This window comes from Frigoribacterium sp. NPDC087798 (assembly GCF_044742985.1).
Lineage (GTDB): Bacteria > Actinomycetota > Actinomycetes > Actinomycetales > Microbacteriaceae > Frigoribacterium.
Map to the genome: position 1 here is coordinate 212,464 of NZ_JBIUVP010000002.1, position 20,195 is coordinate 232,658.

At 72.6% G+C, this 20,195-nt stretch carries 17 protein-coding genes; 11 read left to right on the forward strand and 6 right to left on the reverse strand.

What is annotated here, in order from left to right; all coding sequences use genetic code 11:
* Positions 1 to 74 precede the first annotated feature (74 nt).
* Entirely contained in the window at positions 75 to 716 is a 642-nt protein-coding gene (gene lepB / locus ACIOSR_RS07990) for a signal peptidase I (RefSeq protein WP_402752308.1), read from the forward strand.
* Positions 717 to 796: 80 nt separating this feature from the next.
* Here lepB and ACIOSR_RS07995 read toward each other — a convergent pair whose 3' ends face one another.
* Together ACIOSR_RS07995 and ACIOSR_RS08000 are read right to left on the reverse strand one after the other, a co-directional pair.
* The gene (locus ACIOSR_RS07995) at positions 797 to 2,491 is read right to left on the reverse strand and encodes a long-chain-fatty-acid--CoA ligase (protein WP_123571717.1); all 1,695 of its coding nucleotides are present in this window, start codon (positions 2,489 to 2,491) and stop codon (positions 797 to 799) included.
* Between the two features lie 86 nt (positions 2,492 to 2,577).
* Positions 2,578 to 3,135 (reverse strand): TIGR03086 family metal-binding protein, encoded by a 558-nt coding sequence (locus tag ACIOSR_RS08000; protein WP_056048524.1) that lies wholly within the window; start codon positions 3,133 to 3,135, stop codon positions 2,578 to 2,580.
* 112 nt (positions 3,136 to 3,247) lie between these two features.
* On the opposite strand from ACIOSR_RS08000, the gene ACIOSR_RS08005 reads away from it, so the two are divergent.
* Both ACIOSR_RS08005 and yidC read left to right on the forward strand, forming a co-directional pair.
* Positions 3,248 to 3,544 (forward strand): DUF6412 domain-containing protein, encoded by a 297-nt coding sequence (locus ACIOSR_RS08005; protein WP_056048521.1) that lies wholly within the window; start codon positions 3,248 to 3,250, stop codon positions 3,542 to 3,544.
* Positions 3,545 to 3,622: 78 nt separating this feature from the next.
* Positions 3,623 to 4,366: a membrane protein insertase YidC gene (yidC, locus tag ACIOSR_RS08010; RefSeq protein WP_402752309.1), complete on the forward strand. Its 744-nt coding sequence runs from the start codon at positions 3,623 to 3,625 to the stop codon at positions 4,364 to 4,366.
* Between the two features lie 54 nt (positions 4,367 to 4,420).
* On the opposite strand, the gene ACIOSR_RS08015 is transcribed toward yidC, so the two are convergent.
* Together ACIOSR_RS08015 and ACIOSR_RS08020 are read right to left on the reverse strand one after the other, a co-directional pair.
* A complete protein-coding gene (locus ACIOSR_RS08015) occupies positions 4,421 to 4,972 on the reverse strand; it encodes a YceI family protein (protein WP_054144994.1) in 552 nt (183 codons plus the stop codon).
* A 156-nt stretch (positions 4,973 to 5,128) separates the two neighbouring features.
* The gene (locus ACIOSR_RS08020; RefSeq protein ID WP_056048517.1) at positions 5,129 to 6,133 is read right to left on the reverse strand and encodes an aldo/keto reductase family protein; all 1,005 of its coding nucleotides are present in this window, start codon (positions 6,131 to 6,133) and stop codon (positions 5,129 to 5,131) included.
* 183 nt (positions 6,134 to 6,316) lie between these two features.
* On the opposite strand from ACIOSR_RS08020, the gene ACIOSR_RS08025 reads away from it, so the two are divergent.
* From ACIOSR_RS08025 to ACIOSR_RS08060, 8 genes are all read left to right on the forward strand, one after another.
* Positions 6,317 to 7,756, forward strand: coding sequence for a glycosyltransferase (locus ACIOSR_RS08025; protein WP_402752310.1), 1,440 nt, complete (start codon positions 6,317 to 6,319; stop codon positions 7,754 to 7,756).
* Between the two features lie 85 nt (positions 7,757 to 7,841).
* A complete protein-coding gene (locus ACIOSR_RS08030; RefSeq protein WP_402752311.1) occupies positions 7,842 to 8,453 on the forward strand; it encodes a GtrA family protein in 612 nt (203 codons plus the stop codon).
* A gap of 15 nt (positions 8,454 to 8,468) precedes the next feature.
* Positions 8,469 to 9,959 carry a glycosyltransferase gene (locus ACIOSR_RS08035; RefSeq protein WP_342211737.1) on the forward strand — a complete coding sequence of 497 codons (1,491 nt, stop codon included), beginning with the start codon at positions 8,469 to 8,471 and terminating at the stop codon, positions 9,957 to 9,959.
* Entirely contained in the window at positions 9,956 to 11,962 is a 2,007-nt protein-coding gene (locus ACIOSR_RS08040; protein WP_402752312.1) for an ArnT family glycosyltransferase, read from the forward strand. The genes ACIOSR_RS08035 and ACIOSR_RS08040 overlap by 4 nt, the downstream gene beginning before the upstream one ends.
* A 98-nt stretch (positions 11,963 to 12,060) precedes the next feature.
* Entirely contained in the window at positions 12,061 to 12,924 is an 864-nt protein-coding gene (locus ACIOSR_RS08045) for a DUF4397 domain-containing protein (protein WP_402752313.1), read from the forward strand.
* 132 nt (positions 12,925 to 13,056) lie between these two features.
* Positions 13,057 to 14,226 carry a glycosyl hydrolase family 8 gene (locus ACIOSR_RS08050; RefSeq protein WP_402752314.1) on the forward strand — a complete coding sequence of 390 codons (1,170 nt, stop codon included), beginning with the start codon at positions 13,057 to 13,059 and terminating at the stop codon, positions 14,224 to 14,226.
* Positions 14,223 to 14,906 (forward strand): class F sortase, encoded by a 684-nt coding sequence (locus ACIOSR_RS08055; protein WP_123571510.1) that lies wholly within the window; start codon positions 14,223 to 14,225, stop codon positions 14,904 to 14,906. Before ACIOSR_RS08050 ends, ACIOSR_RS08055 begins: the two co-directional genes overlap by 4 nt.
* A gap of 101 nt (positions 14,907 to 15,007) precedes the next feature.
* Positions 15,008 to 15,814: a polyprenol monophosphomannose synthase gene (locus tag ACIOSR_RS08060; RefSeq protein ID WP_056048503.1), complete on the forward strand. Its 807-nt coding sequence runs from the start codon at positions 15,008 to 15,010 to the stop codon at positions 15,812 to 15,814.
* Between the two features lie 93 nt (positions 15,815 to 15,907).
* Here the strand turns inward: ACIOSR_RS08060 and treZ are convergent, their stop codons facing one another.
* Positions 15,908 to 17,677, reverse strand: a complete 1,770-nt coding sequence (gene treZ, locus ACIOSR_RS08065; protein ID WP_402752315.1) for a malto-oligosyltrehalose trehalohydrolase — start codon at positions 17,675 to 17,677, stop codon at positions 15,908 to 15,910.
* Positions 17,678 to 17,819: 142 nt separating this feature from the next.
* Entirely contained in the window at positions 17,820 to 20,195 is a 2,376-nt protein-coding gene (gene treY / locus ACIOSR_RS08070) for a malto-oligosyltrehalose synthase (RefSeq protein ID WP_402752491.1), read from the reverse strand.

Genomic DNA, 20,195 nt, shown 5'->3' on the forward strand with positions numbered 1-20,195 from the left:
GGCAGCGGGACCGTGGCCCCACGGCCCCCTGACCGGGGAGGGCGGGCGCGGGCACGCGCTGACAGGATGAGCCGGTGACCGACAGCAGCCCCCTCGCGGACGCGACCGACGAGGGCGAGGGGACCCGCGCCTCCGGGGTCCGCCGGAACCCCACGGGCCGGTGGCTGCTCGAGTTGCTCGCGATCGTCCTGGTGGGGCTGTTGCTGTCCTGGGGCGTGCGGACCTTCCTCGTGCGCAGCTTCTCCATCCCGTCGGGATCGATGGAACGGACGCTGATGATCGGCGACCGGATCATCGTCAACGAGCTGGCACCCGGACTCCTGCCGTTGCACAGCGGCGACATCGTCGTCTTCGAGGACCCGGGCGGGTGGCTCGGCTACGGCGACGACGCCGGTCAGGACCTCGTCAAGCGCGTCATCGGCCTGCCGGGCGACCACGTCAGCTGCTGCGACGCGGACGGCCACGTGCTCGTCAACGGCCTGGCCCTCGACGAGCCGTACCTCACGCTCGCCGACGGCGGACCCCGCGCCTCGGCGACCGACTTCGACGTGACCGTGCCCGAGGGGGCGCTCTGGGTGCTCGGCGACAACCGCGACCGGTCGGCGGACTCCCGCGCACACCAGACCGGGCCCTACGCGGGCTTCGTGCCCGTCGACGACGTGATCGGGCGGGCGTTCGTGGTCAGCTGGCCGGTCGACCGGTGGCAAGGCCTCTGACCACGCAGACCGGACCCGCAGACCGGACCCGCAGACCGGACACGCCGACGGGGCCCCGTCGGCAGGACCCGCCCGGAGGGTCAGCCCGCGGCGATGAGCCGGTCGCGCACCTCGCGCCGCAGCACCTTGCCGATCAGCGACTTGGGCAACTCGTCGAGCCGGACGACCCGCCGCGGCACCTTGTAGGCCGCCAGCTGGCCGCGTGAGGCGTCGCGGATGGCCTCGGCGTCGAACTCGGCACCCGGCTCGAGCACGACGGCCGCCACCACGTCCTCGCCGCCGCCCGACCGGGGCAGGCCGACCACGGCCACCTCGGCCACGCCGGGGGCGTTGCGGACCGCCTCCTCGACCTCGGAGGGGGCGACGTTGAAGCCACCCGTGACGATGAGCTCCTTGATGCGGTCGACGATCGTGACGTACCCGTCGGCGCTCATCGTGACGATGTCGCCGGTACGGAACCAGCCGCCCTCGAGGAAGGCCTCGGCGGTCTCGTCGGGTCGGTTCCAGTAGCCGCGGAACACCTGGGGGCCCCGCAGCAGCAGTTCTCCGGCGGCCCCGGCGACGACCGGGCGGCTCGGATCGGGGTCGTCGCGGTCGACGACCAGGGCCTCGGTCGACGGGAACGGCACGCCCACGGTGCCGACGCGACGGGTCGGGCCGATCGGGTTGCCGAGGGCGACGGGCGAGGTCTCGGTCAGTCCGAACCCCTCGACCAGCATGCCGCCCGTGACGCCCTCCCAGGCCTGGACGACGGCGGTCGGCAGGTTCATCGCGCCCGAGATCGCGAATCGTGCCGACGACAGGTCGACGCCGCGCTCGCGGGCCGCGTCGGCGAGGCGCTGGTAGATCGGCGGCACGGCCGGCAGGAAGGTCGGCGGGTGCTTCTTCGCGGCCTTCAGCACGAGGTCGACGTCGAACTTGGGGAAGAGGACGAGGCGCGCCCCGATGCTCATCGCGAAGGTCAGGCAGAGCGTGAGGCCGTAGGCGTGGAAGAACGGCAGCACGCCGTAGACCGTCTCGTCGCCGTCGACGAGGCCCGGCACCCAGGCGCGACCCTGCGCGGCGTTGCTGCGGAGGTTGCGGTGGGTGAGGATCGCGCCCTTGGGCGAGCCCGTGGTGCCGCTGGTGTACTGCAGCAGGGCGATGTCGTCGACGTCGGGTCGGGGGTGCTTCTTGCGCAGCGGACGGTTCGCGAGCAGCCCCTGCCAGGTGACGTCGCCCTCGGCTCCGTCGGTGAGGGCCGCGCGGCTCTTCTTCGCGGCGGGCACCGGCAGCTTGAGGGCGAGGCGCGTGCCGAGGGGCATGCCCTTCGTCACGTCGACCGAGACCACGGTCGAGAAGCCGATGTCGGCGGGCAGGGAGCGCAGTCGGTCGACCAACTTGTCCCAGGCGATGGCGATCGTGGCGCCGTGGTCCTCGAAGAGGTGGCGCAGCTCACGGTCGGTGTAGAGCGGGTTGTGCTCGACCACGACCGCGCCCAGGCGCAGCACCGCGTAGAACGCCACCACGTGCTGCGGGCTGTTCGGCAGGATCAGGGCGACCCGGTCGCCGCGACCCACGCCGAGCCTCCTGAGGCCCTCGGCCGCGCGGGCGACCTGGTCGCCCAGGTCGCGGTAGCTCGTCTCGCGGCCGAAGAACTCGAGGGCCGGCTTCTGCCGGTACGTCGACACGGCGTCGTCGATGAGGTCGACGAGGCTGCCCGTCACGGGCTCGATGTCGGCGGGGACGTCGGGGGCGTAGCTGTGCAGCCACGGGCGATCGATCGGGGCGGTCATGCCACCACCTTGGCAGGGCCGGGTGATGAACCCCCGGGAGGCGCAGGTCGGGTCGCCGAGGACGCCCACCCGGGTGGGCGGACGGCTCAGCGGGCGTCGCGACCGGTGAGGGCGAGCAGGCGGATGCGCAGCGGCGCGTCGTCGTCTACCGGGACGGGGGACGCGAAGAGGCCCGAGGCCTCGAGAGCGTCCTTCTGCGGCGCGAACACGCCCCAGACGGCCTCGACGAGCGCGTCGTCCAGCTCTTCGTCGGTCCCCACGGCACGGGCGAGGTCCCAGGTGTGGATCGTCACGTCGGCGACCTGCTCGGCGAGGTACTCGTGGACGGGCACGACGTCGGCGCTCAACCGCACCTCGGCGTGGGGGTCGGCCGCGCTCCAGGCGGCGGTGGCGGCACCGGACCACCGGTGCCAGGCCTCGACGAGGTCGTCGCCGAGCGGCTCGATGGAGTTCTCCGCCTCGGAGGGGTCGCCGCCCTCGAGCAGCAGCGGCACCCACTGCTGCTCGCGCGTGACGTGACGCACGAGGTCGCGCACCTTCCACTCGGTGTCCGGCGTCGGGGCGTCCCAGTCGGCCACGGCCTCGACGCGACGGGCGAACTCGTCGTGGGCGGTCTTCTGCAGGGTGATCCAGTCGACGGTCATCGGGGAGTCCTCTCGGGGCGGGGCGGTGGCTCTCGGCGTCAACCGCGCGGGACGGCACGGTGTTCCCGAGAGCACTGCCCCGATGGTAGGACCGTCGGCTAGGGTCGTCGGCATGACCCTCGGCCTCTCGATGCTGGCGCCCCTCGCGGCGTTCGTCGAGGCCGTGCTCTCGTCCGGCGGGGCGCCGCTGTCCGCGGTCGTGCTCGTCGGCTTGCTCGGTGCCGCCACGGCGGTGGCCGCGCTCGGCGTCGCCCGCGTCGTGCTCACGCTCTGCGGGCTGGCCGGGGCGGTGCCCGAGGTGACGCTCCGTGAAGAAGCCGGCACGCGCCTCCTCGTGTGGCGACGCGACCCGGACGCCCGCGGGCACGTGCGGTCCCGGGCTCCCGGGCGGGCCGTCCCGGCCGCCTGAGCGCACCCGCGCCCGCGTCGACCCGACGCCCCTCGGCGGCCAGAAGACACCCACCGTCTCTCTGACCGAGGAGTCCGCATGGACCTGTCCACCTTCCCCCCGATCGCCGTCGTCCTCGGCGGTCTGCAGTCGCTCGTCACCACCCTCGGCGTGCTCGTCGAACCGGTGGCCGGGTCGTCCGCCGCCGCCCTCGGCGTCGTGCTGCTCACCCTGCTCGTCCGGCTCGTGCTCGTGCCCGTGGGCGTCTCGCAGGTGCGCGCCGAGGTCGCCCGTCGCCGCCTGGCCCCCGCGATCGCCGACCTGAACCGCCGGATCACCGACCCCGCGGCCCGCAGCAAGGCGCTGATGGCGCTGTACGCGTCCGAGAAGGCGTCCCCGCTGGCCGGCTGCCTGCCGACGCTCGCGCAGGCACCCGTGCTCACGGCGGTCTACTCGCTGTTCGCGCACTCCGAGATCGCCGGGCACGCCAACGCCCTGTTGACGCACACCCTCGGCGGAGCCGCCCTCGGCGCCAACCTGTTCGCCACTCTCGCGGTGGGGCTCCCGGCGATCTGGCCGTACCTGGTGCTGCTCGCGCTGCTCGCCGTCGTGGTCGAGACGAGCCGGCGTGCCACGCTGCGCTTCACCGGCGCGGTCACCGTCACGACGGCCGCACCGGGGCAGGAGGCGCTCCCGGGCATGGCGGGCATGGTGCGCTGGCTGCCCTTCGTCAGCGTGCTGTTCGCGGCGTTCGCCCCGCTCGCGGCCGCCCTCTACCTCGTGACGAGCGCGGCCTGGACGCTGGGGGAGCGCGCCGTGCTGCGGCGCGTCCTCGCGGGATGACGCGGAAGGGCCCGCCCTCGCCGAGCGAGAGCGGGCCCTTCGTGGTGCCGGTGCCTACGCGGCGAGCGTGAACTGGATCTCGAGCGTGACGGTGACGTCGTTGCCCAGCGTGAAGCCGCCGGCCTCGAGGGCCGCGTTCCAGGTGACGCCGAACTCGGTGCGGTCGATCTTGGTGGTCGCCGAGAAGCCGAGCTTGGTCTGGCCGTAGCCGTCGACGACGAGGCCGCCGAACTCGCTCTTCAGGGTGACGGGCTTGGTGACGCCGCGGAGGGTCAGGTCGCCGTGCACGAGGAACGCGTCGTCGCCCTTCTCCTCGATGCTGGTCGACACGAAGGTCATCTTGGGGTGCTCCTCGGCGAGGAAGAAGTCGCCGGTCTGCAGGTGGCCGTCGCGGTCCTTCTGGTTGGTGTTGACCGAGGCCACGTCGATCGAGGCGGTGACCTTCGAGGCGGTGTGGTCCTCGGCCGTGACGAGCGAGGCGTCGAAGGACTCGAACGAGCCCTTGACCTTGCTGATGGCCAGGTGGCGGACGCTGAACGAGACCTCGCTGTGGGTGGGGTCGAGGTTCCAGGTGCCGGCGGGGATCTTCTCTGCGGTGATGGTCATGGTGTTCTCCTGAATCTGTGAGGTCGAGGTCGATGACGTGTCATCGAAGCTGGTACGAGTATATGCAAGCGCATCCAGCGGGACAACATTCCCGGGGTGTCCGGACGATGTCGAGGGGATGTCCTGCGGACCGGCCCGGGTCGGGCCGGACGGGCGTCAGGCCGGGCGGCGCTCGGGGGAGACCGTCTTGCCGGGGTCCTTCTCGGCGAGGTCGCCGAGCGCCTCGTCGATGCGGGCCATGACGTCGGCGGGCACCGTGACGCCCGCCGCCTTGACGTTGTCGGCCACCTGCTCGGGACGCGAGGCCCCGATGATCGCGGAGGCGACGTTGTCGTTCTGCAGCACCCACGCGATGGCCAGCTGGGCCATCGAGAGGCCGAGGTCGGCGGCGATCGGCTCGAGCTTCGCGACGCCGGTGAGCACCTCGTCGGTGAGGAAGCGCTTGATCGTGTCCGCGCCTCCCTTGTCGTCCGTCGCGCGGCTGCCCGCGGGCAGCTCGGCTCCGGGCTTGTACTTGCCGGTCAGGACGCCCTGGGCGACGGGCGACCAGACGATCTGGCCGAGGCCGTGCTGCTTGCTCGCCGGCACGACGTCGGACTCGATGACGCGCCAGAGCATCGAGTACTGGGGCTGGTTCGAGATCAGCTGCACGCCGTGCTTCACGGCGAGCTCGTGGCCCGCCCGGATCTGCTCGGCGGTCCACTCGCTGACGCCGATGTAGAGCGCCTTGCCGGCGCGGACCACGTCGGCGAACGCCTGCATGGTCTCTTCGAGCGGGGTCTCGTGGTCGTAGCGGTGGGCCTGGTAGAGGTCGACGTAGTCCGTGCCGAGGCGGCGGAGCGACCCGTCGATCGACTCGAGCACGTGCTTGCGGCTGAGGCCGACGTCGTTGTGCCCGCGGGGGCCGGTGGGCCAGTAGACCTTCGTGAAGATCTCGAGTCCCTCGCGACGCTCACCCTTGAGGGCGTCGCCGAGGACCTGCTCGGCCGCGGTGTTCGCGTAGGCGTCGGCGGTGTCGAAGGTCGAGATGCCGGCGTCGAGGGCCGCACGGACGCACTGCGTCGCCACGTCGTTCTCGACCTGGGACGCGTGCGTCAGCCAGTTGCCGTAGGTGATCTCCGAGATCTTGAGTCCGCTGTCGCCGAGGTGTCTGAATTCCATGACCCCACGCTACGCGTCGCAGGGGACGCGGCGAAGGCCCGTGCGGTCGGCTGAGGAGGCGTACAGTGACGATTCATCAGATCATGTCCCCCGGCTGGGGGACACGATCCGTCGGACGTCGCGGTCCCCTGCGGGACCGGACGTCCGAGGCTCCCGCTGCCCCGACCCGACTGGATCACCACCGTGACCTCCGCACCCGCCTTCGCGGCGCCCGGCCCCGTCCTGACGCCGACGCTGCCCGCGACGCCGACACCGTTCGTGCCGAACCGGGGCGGCCTGCCCTCCGTCCCGGGGGACGACGTCTCGGCCGCGCTGCCGTGGGCGGACTGGTCGAGCCTGCAGTGGGCCGGCACGGCGCTGCTGGCCGTGCTCGTCGCGCTGGTCCTGACCGTCACCATCGGTCGCATCGTGCGCAGGCTCTACGTCGTCCGCGAGCAGGAGGAGCTCGGCCACGGCGACCTCGACGGCCCGGTGCTGCCCCCGGCGCACGCGTTCACGGCCCTGGTGCCCGCGCACGGGCCGGCCGGCCTGGCCGTGACGCTCGACCTGCTGGCCCGGCAGCGGCACCCCGACGTGCGCGTCCTCGTGGTCGTCGACGTGGACGACGCCCTGACCCTCGACGTCGCCGCCTCCGCCGTCCGGCGTCATCCGGAACGGGTCCGGATCGTCAGGACCGGCCCGCTCGCCGGGCGGACGCCCGTGGCCGCCTCCTCCCTCGCGGACGAACTCGCCCCCGACGGTGACGGCATCGTCGGCGTCTTCTCCGCGGGCGACCGGCCGCACCCCCGCCTCTTCGCCCTGGTCGACTCGGTCCTGACCCGTACGGACGCCGACGCGGTCCAGCACGCCAGCCGCCCGGCGCTCGCGGCGACCCCCTGGTGGACGCCCCGGTCGACCGTCGACCGCTGGTGGTGGTCCCGGTCGGTGGTCCGCTCCCACGGTCGCGCCGGCTTCGTGCCGCTGTCGGACAGCACGCTCTTCGTGCGTCACGCGTGGCTCGCCTGGGCGGGGGGCTGGGACGCCTCCCGCGTCGAGGCGGGCCTGGCCCTCGGCGTGCGCATGACGGCGGCCGGTGCCCGGATCGTCATCGCGACCTCGGCCGAGGCGACCACGGTCGAGCGGTCGCCGGGTGGGCTCCGCGACCTGGCCCGTGCCCGGGCGACGTGGGTCCGCGGCTGCCTGCAGGTTCTGGGGCAGGGCGACTGGCGTCGGCTCCGGCCGGGCGCGCGGCGCCGCGCCCTCGGCGTCCTCACCGAGCCGCTGGTCGACGCCGCCGTGACGGTCCTCACGGCCACGACGGTCGCCTCGACGGTCCTGGTCGGTGCACCCGTCCTCGTCGTCGCGCTCGCGGCGCTCCCGGTGCTGCCCTGGATGCTCTCGCAGCTCCTCGACGTCGGGGCCACGACGGAGGCGGCTGCGGAACAGGGGCGGCGCGCGACGAGCCGGGAGCGCCTCCTGGTCGTCGTCGGTTCGGTGCCGGACCGGCTGGTCACCCTCTGCGCGGTCGTCACGGCGGTCGCGGCGGAACTCGCGATCGTCCGCCCGCGGGTCGTCGGCCCCTCGACGAGCGCCCCGGTCCTCGCCGGGCGACCCGTCGGGCTCGACGAATCCGCCGTCGGATGACCGGCAGATGTCGCCTGTCTGGCAGTTGGCCCAGATCTGCGTACCCCGACCAAACCGATCCGGCGACGTCCCCCGAACCGGTGTCATGCCCGAACCAGAGTCCCCCGTCCAGGGGGCACGTCCCGACCGTGCCGCCACGACGAACCCGACGCCACCCCTGCGCCTCGTCGCACGGGTGAAGGAGCTCGCGACGTTCGGCGCCGTGGGCGGGATCGCCTTCGTCGTCGACGTCGGCGTGTACAACCTGCTGCGCGCCACCCTGCTCGACGACAAGCCCATCGGGGCCAAGGTCGTCTCGGTGATCGTCGCGACGGCCGTCGCCTGGCTCGGCAACCGGTACCTGACCTTCCGGGAAGGACGCAACCAGGCCGTCGTCCGCGAGGCCGTCACCTTCGGCCTCGTCAACGTGGGCGGCCTGTTGATCGCCTCGGCCTGCCTCTTCGTCTCGCACTACCTGCTGGGCTTCACGAGCCAGCTCGCCGACAACGTCGCGGCCAACGGGGTCGGTCTCGTCCTCGGGACCGCCTTCCGCTACCTGGCCTACCGCCACCTCGTCTTCCGCGGCTCGCCCGCGGTCACCACCACGGCCGACACCCCCGACCCGTCGGCCGCGCTCGCCACCGTCATCGACCCCCGGCCGACCGACGACCCCATCCCGCAGACCACCTCGCAGGCCCACCTGCACCCGACCCCCTGACTGGAGAGTGATCCTGTGTCGACTGACCCGACCCAGATCCCGACATCACATCTCGCAGCGGGCGAACCCGCCCCGTTGCTCACCCCGCAAGCCCCCGCCGACCCGTCGCAGTTCGTCCCGAACCGTGGCTCGACCGGTGCCGCCGACTCGATGATCGGCTTCCAGCTACCCGACTGGTCGCCCCTCGAGTGGATCGGCTACTCGTCGCTGATCGTCGTGACGATCCTGCTGACCGCGGTCGCCGTGTCGACCCTCTGGTGGATGCTGCACGCCTGGCGGTCGAAGGACAACCTCGACGACAGCCAGTTCAGCGAGAACCCCCTCGACGCCGCCCACTCGTTCACCCTGCTCGTGCCCGGCCGGCACGAGGAGGAGGTCATGGGCCAGACCCTCGACCGCCTCGCCCAGCAGGACCACCCCGACTTCGAGATCATCGCGATCGTCGGCCACGACGACCCCGGCACCGAGCGGGTCGCCCGTGAGGCGGCCGCCCGTCACCCCGAGCTGATCCGCGTGGTGGTCGACTCGAGCGTGCCGAAGAACAAGCCCAAGGCGCTGAACCTGGCCCTCCAGTCGTCGCGTGGCGAGATCGTCGGCGTGTTCGACGCCGAGGACGAGGTGCACCCCCGCCTCCTGACGCTCGTCGACTCCCGGTTCACCGAGACCGACGCCGACGTGGTGCAGGGCGGCGTCCAGCTGATGAACTTCCAGAGCAGCTGGTGGAGCCTGCGGAACGTGCTCGAGTACTACTTCTGGTTCCGGTCGCGCCTGCACTTCCACGCCAAGGAGAAGTTCATCCCGCTCGGCGGCAACACCGTCTTCGTGCGCAAGGACTGGCTCGACTGGTCCGAGGGCTGGGACGCCGAGTGCCTCGCCGAGGACTGCGAGCTCGGCGTCCGCCTCTCGAGCGCCGGGGCCAAGGTCGTCGTGGCCTACAGCCCCGAGGTCGTCACCCGCGAGGAGACCCCCGGCACCTTCGTCTCGCTGCTCAAGCAGCGCACCCGCTGGAACCAGGGCTTCATGCAGGTCTACGGCAAGGGCGAGTGGAAGAAGCTGCCCCGCCTGCGCCAGCGCCTCATGGCCCGCTACCTGCTGACCATGCCGTTCATCCAGGCCGCCACCGGTCTGCTCATCCCCGTCTCGATCGTCCTGATCCTGACCACGAAGGTGCCGACCGCCATCGCACTCGTGTCGTTCGTGCCCCTGGCGCCGACGCTCGTGCTGTTGGCCGTCGAGTTCACCGGCCTGCGCGAGTTCGGGCGGGTCTACGACCAGAAGGTCCGGGCCCGGGACTACTTCCGCCTCGTCTGGGGACTGCTGCCGTACCAGATCTTCCTCGCGCTCGCCGCGGTCCGGGCGGTCTTCCGCCAGCTGCGCGGCCTCAACGCCTGGGAGAAGACCGAGCACACCGGCGCGCACCGCGACGAGGTCGCGACCGAACCGCAGGAGGCGCCCCGCGCCTCCTCGACGGAGCCCGCCCTGGCCATGACCGGAGGTGACCGATGACCAGCACGCTGAACCGCCCCCGCGCGGCCGACACCACGGTGTCGAACGGACCGGGAACACGCGTATTCCCCACGAAGGACCCGCGGGGCGCCCGGCCCGCGTCGTGGTTGCGTCGACACGGCGCGAGCCTCGCCTGGCTGCTGCCCGTCCTCGCGATCGCCGCGGTCGTCATGGCCTTCAACATGGACGGCTCGCCGCAACGCATCGACGACGAGGGCACCTACGCCGCCCAGGCCTGGGCCATCCAGAACCTCGGCGAGATCACCCACTACACCTACTGGTACGACCACCCGCCGGTCGGTTGGCTCCAGATCTCGGCCTACACGGCCCTGACCGGCGCCTTCTCGCGGTACGACGTCGCCGTGCTCGCCGCTCGCGAGGCGATGCTGTTCTTCACGGTCGTCTCGGTGGCCCTCGTCTGGCTGCTCGGCCGCAAGCTCGGCCTCAGCCGTCCCGCGGCCGCCGTGGCCGGTCTCGTGTTCGCCGTGTCGCCGCTGGCCCTGCAGTTCCACCGCACGGTCTACCTCGACAACGTCGCCACCCCGTGGCTGCTGGCCGCGTTCGTCTTCGCCCTGAGCAAGCGCTACCAGCTCGCCGGCTTCGCGGCGGCGTCCCTCTCGTTCGGCATCGCGGTGCTCTCGAAGGAGACGTACCTGCTGGCGCTGCCCTTCCTGGCCTGGATCATGTGGCGCGGGGCCGACAAGTCGACCCGTCGGTACACGTTGTCGATCGCGGGCAGCCTGCTCGTGCTCGTCGGCCTCGGCTACGTCGCGCTCGCCGCGGTGAAGGGCGAGCTGCTGCCCGGTGCCGGCAGGGTGAGCCTGCTCGAGGGCATCCAGTTCCAGCTCGCGACCCGTGAGGCGAGCGGCTCGGTGTTCGACACCGGCAGCCTCTTCTTCGCGACCGTGTCGCAGTGGTGGCAGCTCGACCAGGTGCTCATCGTGCTCGGCACGCTGGCCTCGGTCGTCGCGGTCTTCGTCAAGAGGCTGCGCCCGCTCGGCGTGATGATGGTGTTCCTGATCGCCTTCATGTTCCGTCCCGGCGGCTACCTGCCGGTGCCCTACGTGATCATGCTGCTGCCGTTCGCGGCGCTCCTCGTCGCGGCCGTCACCGACCACGCGGTCCGGGCGTTCCGTGCCCGTCGGGCCGGCGCGCTCTCGACCGCGGCGTCCCGCACCGGTTCGGTGGCCTGGCTCGCCCTGACCCTCGCGGCCGTCGTGGCGATCGTCCCGCTCTGGGCCGTGCAGTTGCGCGGCTTCCTGGACAGCGACCTCGACGCGCCCATGCGCAACGCCGAGAGCTGGGTCGAGACGAACGTGCCGAAGGACAGCCGCCTGCTGGTCGACGACGCGGTCTGGGTCGACCTGGTCAAGGCCGGCTTCGCCCGCGACAACGTGATCTGGTTCTACAAGATCGACACCGACGGTGCCGTCCAGGCGCAGTCGCCGAACGGCTGGCGCGACTCGGACTACCTCTTCGAGACCGAGTCGGTCCGCACCTCGGGGCCGACCTCGCCCGAGATCCGCGAGGCCCTCGCGAACTCGACCGTGATCGCCTCGTTCGGCGACGGCGACCAGCAGGTCAACGTCCGGCAGATCGACAGCCAGGGGGCCGCGCAGGCGCAGACCGAGGCGGACGACGCCGCGTCGGCCCGTTCGCAGGCCGGTGCCGAACTCGCCCAGAACCCGAACCTGCAGATCTCGTCGACCCTGTCGACGGCGCTCTCGGACGGTCGCCTCGACCCGCGCGCGATCATCGTGCTCGGTCAGCTCGCCGCCCTCGGGCCGATCTCGGTCGCCGACCCCGCGGCCCTGCCGGGCGAACAGGACGCCCTGTTCCGGCAGTTCGACGTCACCCCGCAGGGCGGTCAGTCCGTCGACGAGGTGCAGACCACGCTCGAGGGCCTGGGCAGCGTCTACGTCCCCGAGTCGGTCGTCCCCTCGGGTGACGGACTGCGCGTCACCTTCTCGGCCGTCGCACCGACGGGCGTCCTCTCGAACTGATCGCCACGCCGGCGTCCGTCCTCCCACGGGCGCCGGCACCTCCTCACCGCGTCCCACCCGTCCCGGGTGGGACACCCGACCGGAAAGGACCAGCCATCGTGGCTTCCCTCTCACGCACCACCACCGCACCCGCCGTCACCGGCGTCCCGTCCCGACGCCGCCGTCTCGCGACGGTGCTCGCCCTCACCGCCGCCACCGGGGTCGCCCTCGCCGGCGCCCTCGTGGGCACGTCGCCCGCGCACGCCGCCGACGGGGACGGCTGGGTCCGCGTCGGCCACCTCTCGCCCGACACGAAGGCCGTCGACGTCACGCTGACCTCGCTCAAGGGCGGGCAGGTCGTCATGGACCTCGACGACGTCACCTACGGCCAGGTCAGCCCCTACCAGGCGCTGGCCGCGGGCACCTACGTGGTCTCGATGACGGCCGCGGACGCACCCACCAGTGCCAAGCCGGTCATCACGTCGAACATCACGGTCGACAGCGGCCAGCCGATCACCGCCGTCGCCTACGGCCCGAACGACGACCTGAAGACCCAGGTCTTCACGGACGACCTGACGGCCCCGGCCGACGGCCAGGCCAAGGTCCGCCTCGTGCAGGCCGCGAACGTCAGCGAGACCGTGACGGTCGCGACGAGCACGGGCACCACCATCGCCGAGGACGCGCCCTTCGGCAGCGCCAGCGGCTACGCGCAGGTCGCGGCCGGCCCCTGGACCCTCGACCTGACCGGCAAGAAGGTGACCGGCACGAGCGACGTCGACCTCGCGGCGGGCAGCATCAACACGCTGTTCGTGCTCGACAACTCGACCGGCGGTCTGACCGTCGTCCCGGTCGTCGACAGCGCGGCCACGGCGCAGGCGCCCGTCGGTGGCGTCCAGACCGGTGGCGGCTACCTCGCCGAGCACCCGCAGAAGAGCGAGACCAAGGGCCTCTGGGCCACCGTGCTCGGCTGGTTCGGGGCCTGACGCCCGGCACCACCCGACAGGACGAGGAGGCGCGGTGAGCGACCCGTCGCACCGCGCCTCCCCGGCCCCGATCGCGTCCCGTACGTCGACCGGGTCGACCGACCGCAGCACCGAGCAGGAGAAGAGAACGACATGACGAAGAAGACGAAGGCGCTGCTCGCAGCGGCCGTCGTGGTGGCCCTCGCCATCACCGCCGGCATCGCCTCCCTCGTCGTCGGAGGGGCCGGCGGCCCGTCGACGGACCAGGCAGGCGCGGACGCGACCGGCACCCCCGGGACGGGTACGGCCACTCCTCAGGCCCGGACGGCCGCCGAGATCGGCAAGGACTTCCTCGACGGGTACGTCGACGACGACGGCCGCGTCGTGCGTCGCGACCAGGGCGACGACACCGTCAGCGAAGGGCAGGCCTACGGGATGCTCGTCGCCGTCGGAGTGGGCGACGAGGACCGCTTCGACGCGATCTGGGACTGGACGAAGAGCAACCTGGTGCGCCCGGACGGCCTGCTGGCCTGGCAGTGGAAGGACGGCGAGGTCGTCGACGACATGCCGGCCAGCGACGCCGACGTCGACGCGGCGCGGGCCCTCGTGCTCGCCGGCTCGACCTTCGGCCGCTCCGACCTCACGACCGAGGGCGTCGACCTCGCCACCGACGTGCTCGACGAGATGACGGTCTCGACCGACGTCGGCCGCATCCTGTTGCCCGGACCGTGGGCGATGGGCTCCGGCCCGTGGTCGTACAACCCCTCGTACGCGTCGCCCGCCACCTTCGCGCAGCTCGGCGAGGCCAGCGGCGACCCCCGATGGGCCGAGCTCGAGACCGGCTCGCGAGCCGTGACCACGAACATCCTCGCCTCGACGGCCCTCCCGAGCGACTGGGCCCAGGTGCAGCAGGACGGCACGACGGTCCCGCTGCCGAGCGCCGACGGGTCGTCAGGCACCGTGCAGTACAGCTACGACGCCGGTCGGCTCGCCCTGCGCTACGCCGAGTCGTGCCAGCCCGAGGACGTGGCGCTCTCGGCGTCGATGGCCTCCGTGCTGCAGCGCTACGACGAGCTGCCCATGCAGCTCGACCTCGGCGGGCAGTCGGTCGGTTCGGACCAGAGCCCCCTCGCCTACGCCGCCCGTGCCGCCGCCGAGGCCAGCGACGGCCAGCACGACCGGGCGACGGCCGACCTGCGGACCGCCGACTCCCTGTCACAGTCGACGCCGACCTACTACGGCAGCGCCTGGGCGGCGCTCGCCGCCCTGCAACTCGAGGGTTCGAGCCTCGGCGCCTGCACCCCCCTGGTGGTGAACGGATGAGCCTCTCGACGTTCGTCGCCGGTCACCGCGCGGCGGTCCTCGCCGCGGTCGCCGCCGTCGTCCTCGTGGCCGGTGGCGTGACGGTGGCCGCCGTCGCCGCCCGGACCGACGCGGACGCACCCGGCTCCGTCGCCACGGCCCCCGCCACCACCGGTGCGACGCCGGATGCGGCGAGCGGAGCGGCCGGTGCCTTCCAGGACCCGGCGGCCCCGTCGTACACCTCGCCCCCGGCCGACGCGACGCCGGTCCGCCTGCAGATCCCCTCGATCGGGGTCGACTCCGGCCTCGAAGACCTCGGCCTCGGCGCCCAGGGCGAGCTCGACCCTCCGAAGGAGTGGCTGTCGGCCGGGTGGTACCAGGACGGCGTCGTGCCCGGCGCGGTCGGGCCGGCCGTGATCGCCGGACACGTCGACTCGGGTGACGCCCCCGCGGTGTTCGTCGACCTCGCGAAGCTCGTGCCCGGCGACGAGGTGCAGGTGACGCTGTCGACCGGCTCGGTCGAGACCTTCCGCGTCACGGGCAGCGAGCGCACCCCGAAGGCGACGTTCCCGACGAGCGACGTCTACGGGGCCAGTCCGACCCCCGGCCTCCGGCTGATCACCTGCGACGGCACCTTCGACCGGTCGACCGGGCACTACGTCGACAACCTCATCGTGTTCGCGGACCTCGTGGCCTCGTGAGCTGACGCCCGACCGACGCCTCCGACACCCGACACCCGACACCTCCGACACCTCCGACACCCGACACCTCCGACTCCCACCCGACGGGAAAGGACCCCACCATGAACGACGCCCTCGTCATCATCCCGACCTTCAACGAGCGCGAGAACCTCGACTGGATCGTGGGGCGCACCCTCGCCTCCGGCGCCGCGGTCGACGTCCTCGTCGTCGACGACGGCTCGCCCGACGGCACCGGAGAGCTGGCCGACGCCTACGCCGACCGCGATCCCCGCGTGCACGTGATGCACCGCACCGAGAAGGCCGGCCTCGGCGCCGCCTACCTCGCCGGCTTCGCCTGGGGGCTGGAGCGAGGCTACGACGCCCTCGTCGAGATGGACGCCGACGGCTCGCACCACCCCGAGTACCTGCCCGGCATGCTCGAGCTGCTCCGCGAGAACGACCTCGTGCTCGGCTCACGGTGGGTGCCCGGCGGCGCCGTCGAGAACTGGCCCCTCCGCCGGGAGCTGCTCAGCCGTGGCGGCAGCTGGTACACGCGGGGAGCCCTGGGCATCCGCGTGGCCGACACGACCGGTGGGTTCCGGGTGTTCCGCTCGTCCGCGCTGCGCCGGATCGACCTCGACCGGGTCGAGTCGCGGGGGTACTGCTTCCAGGTCGACCTGCTCTGGCGCGCGCTGCAGGCGGGCCTGCGGGTCGTCGAGACTCCGATCACGTTCACCGAGCGCATCCACGGCGCCTCGAAGATGAGCGGCTCGATCGTCCGGGAGTCGCTGACCAAGGTGACCCTGTGGGGTCTGCGTCGACGGTCCCGCGCCGTCGTCGAGTTGGTCGTGCGACACCGTCGCCTGCCGAGCGTCCGCGCGACCTCGCACCGGGTCGGGCCCGTGCGTGGCGGCGTGTCGACGCGCTAGCAGGGAGGCGGCACGCGCGCGCCCGGGGTGGTCAGCCCCGGGCGCGCGTCATCTGTCCTGGCCCCGGTCGGGCCCGCGTCGGCCGTGCCCGCGTCAGCGGACGATCGCGACCGAGTGCGCCGGGAGCAGCAGGCTCGACCCCGCGGCGATCGAGGCGTCGCTGGCGAACAGGACGGTCTCGGCGCTCACCGCGACCCGCGCCTCCTGGTCGGCGAGGTTGATCGCCATCTTCAGGTCACCGCGCGTCAGCACGAGCCAGCGGGCGTCGCCGTCGTACTCGACGCCCGTCTCGCCGAAGCGGGGGTCGGTCAGGGCGGGCTCGCTGCGGCGCAGCGCCCCCAGGCGGCGGTACGCGTCGAGCAGCACCGCGTGGCGGCCGGTCTCGAGCTCGGACCAGTCGAGCTTGCTGTCCTCGAACGTCGAGGGCGCCTGCGGGTCGGGCACGGACGACTCGTCCCAGCCCATCTTCGCGAACTCCTCGATGCGGCCCTTCGCCGTCGCCTCGCCGAGGTCGTGCTCGGGGTGCGAGGTGAAGAACTGCCACGGGGTCGAGGCGCCCCACTCCTCGCCCATGAAGAGCATCGGCGTGTACGGACCGGCCAGGGTCAGCGCCGCGGCGATGATCAGCTGCCCGTCGTCGAGCGTCGCGGCCAGGCGGTCGCCGATCGCCCGGTTGCCGATCTGGTCGTGGTTCTGGTTGGCCACGACCAGGCGCCAGGTCGGCATGTGCTCGGTGTCGACCGGGTACCCGTGCGTCGCCTCGCGGAACGACGACCAGGTGCCGTCGTGGAAGAAGCCCTTGGTCAGCACCTTGGCCAGGGCGCCGAGCGGCTCGAAGTCGGCGTAGTAGCCCGTCGTCTCGCCGGTCAGGGCGACGTGCACGGCGTGGTGGAAGTCGTCGCTCCACTGCGCGTCGAGGCCGTAGCCCTGGCGGTGGTCGGGGCCGAAGCCGCCGCCGTCGCGCGGCGTGACGAGGCGCGGGTCGTTCAGGTCGCTCTCGGCGATCAGCGAGAGCGGCCGGCGCAGGTGGCTGCTGAGGGCGGCGGTCCGCTCGGCGAGCTCTTGCAGCAGGTGGACCTCGCTGTCGTCCTTGAGGGCGTGCACGGCGTCGAGGCGCAGGCCGTCGACGTGGTAGTCGTCGAGCCACATCGCCGTGTTGTCGAGGATGAACTCGCGCACCTCGTGGGCGCCGTCGTCGAGGTTGACGTTGTCGCCCCAGGTGTTCGCGTGCTTGCTCGACAGGTACGGCCCGAACAGCGGCAGGTAGTTGCCCGACGGGCCGAGGTGGTTGTACACGACGTCCTGCACGACGCCGAGACCCGCCGCGTGCGCGGCGTCCACGAAGCGCTGGTACGCCTCGGGGCCGCCGTAGTTGTCGGTCACCGTGAACCAGTCCACGCCGTCGTAGCCCCAGTTCCAGCGGCCGTTGACGCCGTTCACCGGCAGCAGTTCGACCAGGTCGACGCCGAGATCGACCAGGTGGGGCAGCTTCTCGATCGCCGAGTCGAGCGTGCCCCCGGGCGTGAAGGTGCCGACGTGCAGCTCGTAGACGACCGATCCCGCCAGCTGGCGGCCGGTCCACGCGTCGTCGGTCCACGCGAAGGCGCCCGGGTCGTAGGTCTCGCTCAGGCCGTGCACGCCGTCGGGCTGGCGACGCGAGCGGGGGTCGGGCAGCGGCGTCTCGCCCTCGGGGGAGTCGCCGCCGTCGAGCACGAAGCCGTAGCGGTGCCCCGGGCCCCGGTCGAGGTCGGCGGGGGCGCGCCACCAGCCCGTGTCGGGCTCGGCGGACAGCGGCAGCAGCTCGCCGTCGAGGTGCAGGTGGACGGTGGTCGCTTTCGGGGCCCAGACGTCGTAGACGCTCATCGGTCTCCTCGGGTTCGGAAGGGGCGGGGGAGGGGGCCGAGAAGGCACGACATGCCGCTCACGTCGAGAGGTGAGCGGCATGTCGTGACGTCTCGCCCGGGGGCGACGGTAGTCGGGCGCGACGGGGCGCGACCCGACGGGGTCAGTCCTCTGCGGGGATCAGCAGGGCGACGGGGTACGTGTCGAGCACGTCGGCCAGTCGGAGGCGACCGCCCTCGTGCCGACGGCCGGTGAGCACGTCGCGGTACGTGCCTCCTGCGGTCAGGACCACGGTGTCGTCCCAGCCGCCGGCCTGCTCGAGGGCCACGGGGAGGCGGGTCGCGATCGCGAGCGCCCCGCCGCGGTCCACGGCGACGGCCGACGCGGCCTGCTCGCCGAAGACCGGCAACGCGGCGTAGCGCGTGAACAGGTCGGGTCGGTCGCGGCGCAGCGTCAGGGCGTGGTGCGTCACCACGAGCTTGGCGGCACCGGTGTCGTCGATCGCCGGCGTCGCGCCGCCGCGGACCTCGTCCAGGAGGCGCCGGCGGAGGGCGAAGTCGACCTCGCGTCGGTTGTCGGGGTCGACGAGCGAGAAGTCCCACAGCTCGCCGCCCTGGTAGACGTCGGGGCTGCCGGGGCCGGTCAGCTGCATCAGCGCGACGCCGAGGGAGTTGCTGTAACCGGGTGCACGCAGCACGTCGACGATGCGCTCGACCTCGTGACGCACCTCGTCGTCGTCGAACGCGGAGTCGACGGCGGCGTGCATCCGTCCTTCGAAGGCCTCGGCCTCGTCGGTGCGGTCGGTCCACGTGGTCGACGTGCTCGCCTCGCGGGACGCCTTCTCGGCGTAGGCGTGCAGGCGCTCGCGCGACGCGGGCCACGAGCCGACGATCGTCTGCCAGAGGATGTTCTCGAACGGGCCGTCGCCGACCGGGGCCAGCTCGCGCAGGCGTTCGAGGGTCGCCGCCCACTCGGTGGCGACCTCGGCCAGCACCGAGACGCGGGCGCGGACGTCGGCGCTGCGCTTGGTGTCGTGCGTGGAGAGGGTCGTCATGCCGAAGGGACGCTCGGCGAGGCGGACCTGCTGACGCGCGTGGAACTCGTCCGGCGTGACGGAGAACTCGCTCGGATCGGCGCCCACCTCGGTCAGCGTGGCCAGTCGGCTGTAGCGGTAGAAGGCGGTGTCCTCCACGCCCTTGGCCATGACCATGCCGCTCGTCTGCTGGAAGCGCACGGAGGCGGGGTGCGACTCGTCGCGCAGCACGGCGACGACGCGTCCGACGGCGTCGGCCAGGTCGGGGCGGTGGGTCGTGGCGACCTCGGCGGCCTCGGTCAGCCACTCGGCACCCTGCGGCAGGTAGCTGCGGTACACGGGGAAGGCTGCGGCGAGCTCGGCCAGCGCGTCGACCACGGACGGGTCGACGGTGTCGCCCTCGGCGATCAGCCGGGCGAGGCGGTTGATCTCGCTGCCGAGGATGCCGTCGGCGATGCCGCGCTTCGTGCCGAGGATCATCTCGTGCCAGTCGACGGGCTCGTCGCCGGTGGTCTCGTCCGCCCCGGCGGCGTGCTCGTCGGCGTCCACGCCGCGGGCCCGGCGCAGGCGCGCGTCGAGGGCGTCGAGGGCGGGTGCGCCGTTCGGGTCGACGAAGAGGCGGTCGAGGTCGGCGAGGGCGTCGTAGCCCGTCGTGCCGGCCGTCGCCCAGTCCTCGGGCAGGCGCTCGTCCCCCTCGAGGATCTTCTCGACGAGCACGTGGGCGTCACCCGTCAGGGCCGCGAGCAGGTCGAGGTAGCCCTTCGGGTCGGCCAGTCCGTCCGGGTGGTCGACGCGGAGGCCGTCGACCAGGCCCTCCGAGAACCAGCGGCCGATCTCGGCGTGGGACTCGGCGAAGACTCCCTCGTCCTCGACGCGGATGCCCGCGAGGGTGTTGACCGCGAAGAAGCGGCGGTAGTTCAGGTCGGTGTCGGCGCGCTTCCAGTGCACGAGCTCGTAGTGCTGCCGCGAGTGCACGGTGGCGGCGTCGTCGCCGGGCGAGCTCGTGCCCGGGGCGATCGGGTACACGTTGTCGTAGTACTGCAGCTCGTCACCGTCGACCGTGAGGCCCTCGATCGAGCCGTCCGCCGCGGCGGGCTCGCCGAGCACCGGCAGCAGCACCTTGTCGCCGCCGGCGGCCCAGTCGACGTCGAACGCGTCGGCGTAACGGGACGCGCGGCCGTGGGTCAGGAGGTCCCACCACCAGACGCTCGCCTTCGGGGTGGCGACCCCGACGTGGTTCGGCACGATGTCGACCAGGACGCCGAGTCCTGCCGCGTGGGCGCGGGTCGACAGCTCGTCGAGCCCCTCGGCGCCGCCCCGCTCGGGGTCGACCTGGCTGTGGTCGACGACGTCGTACCCGTGGTCGCTGCCCGGTTCGGCGGCGAGGATCGGGGACAGGTAGACCCAGTCGGCACCGAGGTCGCGAAGGTAGGGCACCAGCTCGGCTGCCGCGTCGAGATCGAAGGAGGCGCGCACCTGCAGGCGGTACGTCGAGCGCGGGTGCAT